This is a genomic window from Streptomyces botrytidirepellens (assembly GCF_003721215.1).
Classification (GTDB): domain Bacteria; phylum Actinomycetota; class Actinomycetes; order Streptomycetales; family Streptomycetaceae; genus Streptomyces; species Streptomyces himastatinicus.
Map to the genome: position 1 here is coordinate 45,175 of NZ_RIBZ01000885.1, position 8,593 is coordinate 53,767.

Here is an 8,593-nt window from a genome sequence, read left to right on the forward strand (position 1 = left end):
AAGCCAAGCTGGCGCCATTTGTGGCAAACAACGCCTTTATGATTGCGCCAACATGGCATCATGGCGGCGTGGGGTCGTCAGGGGAGGCGGCGTCCCCCGACTTCACGCCAGACCAGACGAGATCCGACTCAGAACCTCCAAGGAGCACTGTGGCCACTCTCGCTGACCGTTGGGACATCCGTCCCGACCACACGTGGTTGCGTGGACAGCGGCCGGAACACACCGTCCGATTCGACGAGGACGGCAGTGTCAATATCTATGGCTACCCCGAAGCGGTGAAGGTGCTGACCAACCCGCAGATCTTCTCCAACGACGTGGGCAGGCTCTTCCTTGACGAAGGTGTCGACCTTGACGAGAAGGTCCAGGAAGGCAGCCTGCTACAGTCCGATCCGCCCGCGCACGGCAAGCTGCGCAAGCTCGTGAGCCGGGCGTTCACGCCGAAGACGATCGCCGACCTGGAGCCACGGATCGTCGCGCTCACCCGCGAGCTGCTCGACCAGGCGGGCGACCAGGGCACGTTGGAGCTGGTCGGGGCCCTGACCTACCCGCTGCCGGTGATTGTGATCTGCGAGCTCCTGGGCGTGCCGGCGAGCGATCGTGACCTGTTCAAGAAGTGGGTCGACCGGATGGAGCAGAGCGCGAGCGCTCTGCTCGACGACGAGGTCGACGACGAGAATGTCGATGTTGCGGCCGCCAACCGCTACGTCCCCGAGATGCACGAGTACCTGGCCGCACAGGTCGCCGAGCGGCGAAGGAACCCCAAGGACGACCTGCTGACCAGTCTGGTCCAGGCGGAGGTCGACGGCGACCGGCTGACCGACGCGCAGGTGCTCAACTTCGCCAACGAATTGCTCGTCGTGGGCCACGCGACCACCAGCGCGTTGCTCGGCAACCTGGTCCTGTGCCTGGACGCGTACCCCGAGACCGCCGCGCGGGTGCGTGCGGACCGGTCCCTTGTGCCCGGTGCCGTCGAGGAGTCGCTGCGCTTCCTGAGCCCGGTCGCCGCGATCTACCGGGCTACCACCAAGGAGTTCGAGCTCGACGGGCACCACGTGGACGCGGACCGACTGGTGCGGGTCTGGGTGGGCGCGGCCAACCGGGATCCTCGCCAGTTCACCGATCCCGAGACCTTCGACCCGGCCCGTGACCCCAACCCGCACATCGGGTTCAGCCACGGCATCCACTTCTGCCTCGGCGCCCCGCTGGCCCGGCTGGAGAGCATCATCGCGCTGAACATGCTGCTCGACCGATACCCCGAACTCTCCATCGACCCGGCGGATCCGCCCACGTTCATGGCACTGCCCGACGCGATCGGGGTCGCGACCCTGCCGCTGCGCACCGGATGACCGCCGTACCCCCAACCAACTCCCGAGCGGAAGAGAGTCCGATGAACGCCACCACTGACTTGTGGAACGTCCACCCGCGCCATCGGTGGCTGCACGGTGAGCGACCGAGCCAGCCGGTCGAGTTCGATGACGAGACGGGCATGTGGCACATCTACGGGTATCCCGAGGCGGTCAGCGTGCTGGGTGATCCGGCGACCTACTCGTCCGACGTCGCCCGCAGGTTCGTGCCCGGAGCCGACCAGTGGGACTTCGACGGCAACCTGACCCAGCTCGACCCGCCGGAGCACAAGAAGCTGCGCACCCTGGTCAGCCGGGCGTTCACCCCGAAGATGGTCGCCGATCTGGAGTCGAGCATCGCGAAGGTGACCAACGGGTTGATCGACGAGTTGGACACCGACGAGTTCGACCTGGTTGACGCCATTGCCTACCCGCTGCCCATGATTGTCATCGCCGACCTGCTCGGTACGCCCCGGGAGGACCGCGACCTGATCAAGCAGTGGGCGGACGACAGCCTCGCCGAACGCGGCCAGATCAAGACCAAGGACGAAGATGGCGAGCAGGCCCGCTCGATCGCCAGCCAGCGCGACGACCAGCGGAAGATGGACGACTACCTGCTCGAACACGTCACCGACCGGCGCAAGAACCCCAAGGAAGACCTGCTGACCAGCCTGATCCAGGCCGAGGTCGACGGCGACCGGCTCACCGACAACCAGGTGGTCAACTTCGCCAGCCTGCTGTTCTTCGCCGGGCACATCACCACCACCATGCTGTTGGGCAACACATTGCTGTGCCTGGACGCGTATCCGGACCAGATGGCGCGGGTCCGTGAGGACCGGGCCCTGGTGCCGCTCGCGATCGAAGAGTCGCTGCGTTACCTGAGCCCGCTCGCCTCCGCCTACCGTGCGACCAACGTCGACGTGGAACTGGGTGGCACACGCATTCCCAAGGACCAGATGCTGGAGGTGTGGCTCGCGGCCGCGAACCGGGATCCTCGCCAGTTCACCGATCCCGACACCTTCGACATCTCCCGCACCCCCAACCCGCACCTCGGGTTCAGCCACGGCATCCACTTCTGTCTCGGCGGCCCGCTCGCCCGGCTGGAAGGGCGAGTCGCGCTGAACATCCTGCTCGAGCGGTTCGCCGAGTTGCGTGTCGACCACGACCGTGCACCGGAGTTCCTCACCTCACCGGACTTCACCGGTGTGTGGACCCTGCCGCTGCGCACGCGTCGCTAGACGTCCGCGATGAACGACACATACGACGTCGTCGTGGTGGGCGCCCGCGTTGCCGGATCTCCGGCCGCCATGCTCCTCGCGCGCGCCGGATACCGGGTCCTGCTCCTGGAACGCGGGTCTTTCCCCCGGGACACCCTGTCCACTTTGCTCATCCACCAGCCCGGGGCCGCCCTGCTCAAGCGGTGGGGCGTGCTGCCCGGTGTGGTTGCCACCGGGTGCCCGCCGATCGACCGGGCCAGCTACACCGTGGCGGATGTCCGGCTGGACGGGTGTTCCTGGGCCGTCGACGGGGTGCGGACCGCGTTCGCACCCCGTCGGCACCTCCTCGACTCGATCCTGGCGCAGGCCGCGGTCGACTCGGGCGCCGAGTTCCGCGACGAGTCCACCGTGCTTGACCTGACTTTCGACGGTGACCGGGTGACCGGGGTACGGGTGCGGTCGGGCGGAACCGAATACACCGTGCGTGCCACCCTGGTCATCGGCGCGGACGGGATGCGGTCCACAGTGGCCGCCAAGGTCGGCGCGCCCGTCGAGATCGAAGACCCCAAGCTGACGTGTGCTTACTACACGTACTGGTCCGACCTGCCGCAGCGGTTCCGGCTGCACGAGGCGCCCGGGAGTTGGGTGGGGACCATCCCGACCAACGACGGCGCGACGCTGGTCGGTGCGTACTTCCCGCAACAGCGGTTCGGGCAGCTGCGCGGAGACGGGCTCGGTGCGTTGCTCGCCGCGGTCCAGCACACCGCACCGGAGCTGCGTGAGCAGATGGCCGGCGGCCGTATGCTCGAGCGTCTGCACGGCACGGGCGACCAGCGCAACTTCTTCCGCAAGGCTGCCGGCCCCGGGTGGGTGCTGGTGGGGGATGCCGGGCACCACAAGGACTCCATCACCGCACGGGGCATCACGGATGCCTTCCGCCAGGTTCAGCTGCTCGTCGACTGCGTCGGTGACGGACTGCACGACCCGCAGTGGCTCAGTCGTGCGCTCAACAGGTTTGGCGTGCAGCGCAATGACATGCTCATAACCGACTACCGCAACACACTCACAACTGCCGCGCTGGCGGCCAGCAGGCACCAGATCGAGTTGCTCCGGGTGATCGCGGGCAGCGCCGAATTCACCGATCGCTACTTCTCGGCGATGTCGGGCGCCTGTCCGGCAGATGAGTTCGTCACGCCGGAGCTGCTCGACCTCCTGGCGTCGACGTGACGGGGGCACAGCGGCGTCCGGCGGGATCGGTGGATGACAGTGTCTCCTGTGGACGTGTTACTGCACCCAGCCGTTGAACTGCTGCTTGCCGCGGGGGGCTCGCCGACTGTTGGCCAGCGCCGCGGCGGAGGCTCGAACCATCCACGCATTGACCGAAATGCCCTGCCTGGACGCCGCCTCCTCGATCTGTTCCTTCATCACCTGCGGAGGCCGGAAATTGATCCGAGCTGTGGCACCGCCCACGGCGCCACTGAGTGCGCCGGCCGACCAGTCGCTCGCCGCGTCACCGGTCTCGTCGGTGGCGTCCTCGGTGGGGCCGCCGTCGTCGTCCGAGGGCGGAGTCACCACAAAACTGGGCTCCATCCCACGGAGGCGCAGGTCCACCGAGCCAGGTGACAGGTCCCGGGTGATCTCGTCGGCGGCGGCCGACAGAACCTTGAGCAACGTGAGCCGGACGGCCGACTCCAGCGGAGCGATGAGCCGCTCGGCAACCGCGCGGGTCTCGGCATCTCCTGCTGTAGACGCTGTCACCAGCTCGTCGCGCAGCGCCTCGACGTACTCCCGTAGTTCCATGGAACCATGATGGCACACTCATTGCGCCGCGCGGCACCTGTCCGGCCCGACATTCGCACGCGACCCCTTTGGTCAGGTGAAACGAGTGAGATTCTGATCGGCCAGCCGCAGCTCTGCGCGCCCATTGGGCTGCTGGACGCGGGCACGTTCGAGTGATCTGTCGCCATGGCGGCCCGTAATGGCGCCATAGAGGAGCCAAGCTATGCGCCATGCGCGGAGCGCCATCGGTGAATATCACCGCGGCGCACAGATCAACCGCAGTCACTCGACAGCCGTCGATGAGGAGCCCGACGTCCACGCCGACAAGTGCCACCAGATCACCACAAGGAATGCCGGACGGGGTGTGGCGCAGGGCCTGGCGTACGAGGGGGCCGCCTCGTACGCCGGCGTTCCATGTGGAGGCGCGGGCCCCGGAGAGCGGGGGATTCCTCTCCGGAGCCCGCGATGGCGGCACCGATGAGCCGACGGTGACGGCATCGGTGCCATGATCGTGTCCAGTGCTCAGCTGGTGGTGCCGTCAGCCGCCGCGCCGGAGTGCTGCCTCTTCGCCCTCCGCCTCAGCGGCGACCGAGAAAACGCGCCGTGGGCTGTCCTGTGCGGCGCCAGGACAGCAGGCCGGCCGCCGCAAGCGCGGTGCCCCGGTTGCGATCGGATTCATCCCGCGCCGACGCCGGAACGCTTCACCACGATGTCGCCGATCACGGTCCGGGCCTGGACGCGCACGACCTCGTCGGCGTGATCGCACGCCTCCAGGAGCGAGAGGGACGTGTAGACGGTGCCCGCGGTGGAGTCGAGCGTCAGGCGGGCGCTGCTGGTCTCGGCCACACCGATCCGGATGCTGCCGGACGTGGTGGCGGTGACCACGGACCCCCGCACCACCTCGCCGACGTCGATGTCGCCTTGGGTTGTCCGGGCCTCCACGTCGGCGTGCGCCCGGCTGATCCTGATGGCCCCCTTCTCGGCATGCAGGCGGGCGACTCCGCGCACCTCTCCCACGGTGGCGTCGCCCTCGCCCTTCGCGCTGATCGTGGCCCCGCCCTCGACCTGTCCCAGGTGGACGTCGCCACGGTCCGCGGTGGCCTCGACGGTGCCGGCCGCGCGGTCGACCGTAATGTCTCCGAGGGAGGCGGCCAGTTGCAGGCTGCCGGTACGGTCGAGCCGGATGTGCCCCAGGCCCGTGCTGAGTTGGCAATCGCCCAGCTCTCCTACTCCGAGGAAGTCCGCCGCCATACCCCGGCCGTGCAGGCTCGATCCGGTCGGCACCGCTATCACTACGATGATCGCGCCGCCGCTCCCGCCCGGCTCCGGCACGTTCACGAGCAGCCGGCCGTCGGCGTAGTCGACGCGCAGCTGCTCGGCGGTCTGCACGTCGTCCTGGTCGTCGCTGTCGCGCGGATACGCCTCGACCATCGTCTCGGCGCGGTCACTCGCGACGATCCGGACCTGGCCGAACACCAGGCTGAGCACCACCCGGACAGGTGCGGGCGTGTCGAACGTCGGCATGGCGAGCCGCCTTCGGGATGTCTGCGGCCGCCGGTCTGGTGCAGACGGCAGCCGGAACGACACAGGTCCACGCTTCGTCGCGGGGCTCGTCTCCGGCCTCGGGGCGCGAGCCACCGGGACACGGGCCCGTACCGGCGGGGGCACAGCGGATCCTGGCCCAGCCTCGCCACGTCGGGCACCTCGCCCTTCGCCGTGCGCGCGTCGCGTCGGACTGCGCGTTCTGTGCCTGTCTGTCTCTTGTCGCCCACCGTCCGGGCTCCTTCCGGCACTGGCCGGGAGAGAACCGGTGGGGGGCGCCCCGCAGTTCGGGGCGCAATTCTCCGCTGACGCCATGTGGTGCCAGATTAGCGCCAAAAAGCGGGATGCCCGCGCCGAGCGGGGGGTTGGAACTCCTTGTGAGCGAACGGAATCGGTCAAGGACGCATGGGCCTCGCCCTGGAAGTTGAGGGAGGAGTGCCCGCCGGGGAAGACCGTCGGTTCGAGCACTCCCGCGGCGTGGGGCAGCCCGGTCACACGCCTCCGCCGGGGCGACGTGGGGGCCATCGTCCCAGGTGGGGGTAGACAGAGGGCGGTCCAGCGGCGGACCGGAGGTGTACCGATAGGTCTCGGCGGCCCGGTAGTCGATTGCCCGCGGCATTCGTGCGCTGCCCGGTAGTTCGAGGGAAGCGAATAGGCCCTGGGTGTCATCGGGCGATGCGATGACGCCAAAGTCAGGTCGTCCGGCGGGGAGGTGGCCTGGTGGCGCCGGTGCCGGTCTGCCGGAGCAACTGGGCGATCCTCGGGTTCCGCCGTCGACCCGGACGGGGGTGCCATCTCCGTGTCACAACCCGGTGCTTCACGTCGTCAACGGCCGCGACTCCGTCCTGGTTCGCGACGAGGGCATGTACATCGGTGACGACGCCACAATGATCGCGCGGCAAGGGGGCTGAGGCCGCACCGGTTTGGTCACGTCGCCCGACGACCCGGGGTCCGCTCCGTACGGGACCTGGGGCGTCTCGTGTCTGCTCTCCGCGACGGGCCCCGGCGGCGCCATCCCCGCATGGCACGGCCCCACGATGGCGTCACCAAGCTCCACCTCGGCCGCCCCGCAGGTACGGTGGAGCACCGATGTCTTCCAGCCAACGTAAGGCTATGGCCGGTTCACCGTACCGCCCTGCGATCGAGGCGTATCCACAGGTCACAGCCACGATACGGAGAGGGGGTCGGGCGTCCAGCGCCTTGGTGCCGTGCAGTGCGCGCCAGGGTGGCGCGGGTCGGCGGTAGACATGGCGCCACATGATGTCATCATGGCGCTATGACTGCTCCGCGATCGGGAGAACGAGGGGTGCGGAACATCCACGGATATCCCCGAACCTTCAACACCCTTTCCGCTCCGGGCGCGTTCCGCTCCGTCACCAACCGGCACTTCCTGCCGGGCCCCGACGGCCCCTCGCCGGAGGTGTCCGGACCGCGGATCCTGTCGCTCCGCACCGGGCCGCGCGCCGAGCAGGGGGCGCCATGAGCCGGGCAGCGGCCGCCACGGGGCCGCACCGCCCGCTCCCCGGCCCGGGCGGCCCCTCGGCCATCCAGGTCCGGGGGCTGCGGAAGTCGTACGGAAGGACGACCGTCGTCGATGGCCTCCACCTGGACGTTCCCCACGGCACCGTCTTCGCCCTGCTCGGGCCCAACGGCGCCGGCAAGACCACCGCGGTGCGGATCCTCTCGGCGCGTACCGCCGCCGACGGCGGTGACGTACGCATCGCCGGGTACGACCTGTCCACGGACGCCGACGCGGTACGCACCGCCGTTGGACTTCTCGGCCGGGCCACGGGGGTGGATACCCGCCTCACGGCCGAGGAGAACCTGCTTCTGGCATCGGCCCTGTGCCGGCTGCCGACCCCCGACGGCAGGTCGCGGGCGGCCGAACTCCTGGCACGGCTCGGTATGCCACGGGTCGCCACCGAGCCCGCGGCCGCCCTGTCCAGCGGTACGCTGCGTCGGCTCGACCTGGCGATGCTGCTGGCCGGGGATCCGAGCGTCGTCCTGCTGGACGAGCCCACCGCGGGTCTCGACCCGGTGGGCCGCCGCATCGTGCGGGACGTGGTGCGCGATCTCGTCGCCGACGGCATCACGGTCCTGTTCACCACCTGCTCGCCGCAGGAGGCGGCCTGGCTCGCCGACCGGATCGGCGTCCTGCACCGAGGTCGGCTCGTCGCCGAGGGCACGCAGGACGAACTGCTGCGGCTGGTCCCTGGCGGTCACATCCGTCTGCACTTCGCCGACACAGCCGAACTCGCCGCCGCCGCCGCGCCGTTTCGCATGCACACCGTCGTCCGGGACGACACCGCGCTCAGCCTGCAGATCCCCGGCGATGGCAGCGTCGCCCTGATGCGCGCCGTCCTCGACGTCCTGGAGGACGCCCGCGTGGAACCCCGGCGACTCACGGTGCACAGTCCCGGACTCGAGGACGTCTTCGCAGCGCTCGTTGACAGCGGTTCCCAGGACCCGCCGCGGCCCAGCGACCGTGCCGCGCACCCGCCGGACGCCCCGCGCGGGAAGGAGTTGCGCGACAGCAGGTCTCTGTGGCGGGAGGTCCTGCCCGTCATTGCCGCGGCGCCGCTGCTCCCCGCGCACGTCGCGGAGGCCGGGCTCGCCGCCCTGCCCGGCGTGCTTCTGACGGTCCTGGTGTGCGCCGCGCCGGCGTTCGCCGGGCACGCCCGCGCCGACGTGCCGCCCCCCGCCCGCCGCTGC

7 protein-coding genes are annotated in these 8,593 nt (G+C 69.6%); 5 read left to right on the plus strand and 2 right to left on the minus strand.

Annotated features, from left to right (window positions below; all coding sequences use genetic code 11):
* The first annotated feature begins 149 nt into the window (after positions 1–149).
* From EEJ42_RS49715 to EEJ42_RS49725, 3 genes are read left to right on the plus strand one after another with little or no spacing between them, the layout of a single operon-like run.
* Positions 150–1,346 carry a cytochrome P450 gene (locus tag EEJ42_RS49715; RefSeq protein ID WP_221179515.1) on the plus strand — a complete coding sequence of 399 codons (1,197 nt, stop codon included), beginning with the start codon at positions 150–152 and terminating at the stop codon, positions 1,344–1,346.
* Positions 1,347–1,387: 41 nt separating this feature from the next.
* Positions 1,388–2,581, plus strand: coding sequence for a cytochrome P450 (locus EEJ42_RS49720; protein WP_123108736.1), 1,194 nt, complete (start codon positions 1,388–1,390; stop codon positions 2,579–2,581).
* A 9-nt stretch (positions 2,582–2,590) separates the two neighbouring features.
* Positions 2,591–3,787: an NAD(P)/FAD-dependent oxidoreductase gene (locus EEJ42_RS49725; RefSeq protein ID WP_123108737.1), complete on the plus strand. Its 1,197-nt coding sequence runs from the start codon at positions 2,591–2,593 to the stop codon at positions 3,785–3,787.
* A 57-nt stretch (positions 3,788–3,844) separates the two neighbouring features.
* Here the strand turns inward: EEJ42_RS49725 and EEJ42_RS49730 are convergent, their stop codons facing one another.
* Positions 3,845–4,360, minus strand: a complete 516-nt coding sequence (locus tag EEJ42_RS49730) for a hypothetical protein (RefSeq protein ID WP_123108738.1) — start codon at positions 4,358–4,360, stop codon at positions 3,845–3,847.
* A gap of 654 nt (positions 4,361–5,014) precedes the next feature.
* Positions 5,015–5,863 carry a DUF4097 family beta strand repeat-containing protein gene (locus EEJ42_RS51590; RefSeq protein WP_184503646.1) on the minus strand — a complete coding sequence of 283 codons (849 nt, stop codon included), beginning with the start codon at positions 5,861–5,863 and terminating at the stop codon, positions 5,015–5,017.
* Positions 5,864–7,157: 1,294 nt separating this feature from the next.
* Here EEJ42_RS51590 and EEJ42_RS50505 point away from each other — a divergent pair.
* Together EEJ42_RS50505 and EEJ42_RS49745 are read left to right on the plus strand one after the other, a co-directional pair.
* A complete protein-coding gene (locus EEJ42_RS50505) occupies positions 7,158–7,364 on the plus strand; it encodes a hypothetical protein (RefSeq protein WP_148082256.1) in 207 nt (68 codons plus the stop codon).
* Positions 7,361–8,593, plus strand: a 1,233-nt coding sequence (locus tag EEJ42_RS49745; RefSeq protein ID WP_148082257.1) for an ABC transporter ATP-binding protein, incomplete at its 3' end; no start/stop codon positions are given. The genes EEJ42_RS50505 and EEJ42_RS49745, both read left to right, overlap by 4 nt.

What these genes read in the sequence shown, in the direction of transcription:
- EEJ42_RS49720 (WP_123108736.1), top strand. Translation starts at nt 1,388, where the DNA reads ATGAACGCCACCACTGACTTGTGGAACGTCCACCCGCGCCATCGGTGG.
- EEJ42_RS49730 (WP_123108738.1), bottom strand. Translation starts at nt 4,360, where the DNA reads ATGGAACTACGGGAGTACGTCGAGGCGCTGCGCGACGAGCTGGTGACA.
- EEJ42_RS49725 (WP_123108737.1), top strand. Translation starts at nt 2,591, where the DNA reads ATGAACGACACATACGACGTCGTCGTGGTGGGCGCCCGCGTTGCCGGA.
- EEJ42_RS51590 (WP_184503646.1), bottom strand. Translation starts at nt 5,863, where the DNA reads ATGCCGACGTTCGACACGCCCGCACCTGTCCGGGTGGTGCTCAGCCTG.
- EEJ42_RS50505 (WP_148082256.1), top strand. Translation starts at nt 7,158, where the DNA reads ATGACTGCTCCGCGATCGGGAGAACGAGGGGTGCGGAACATCCACGGA.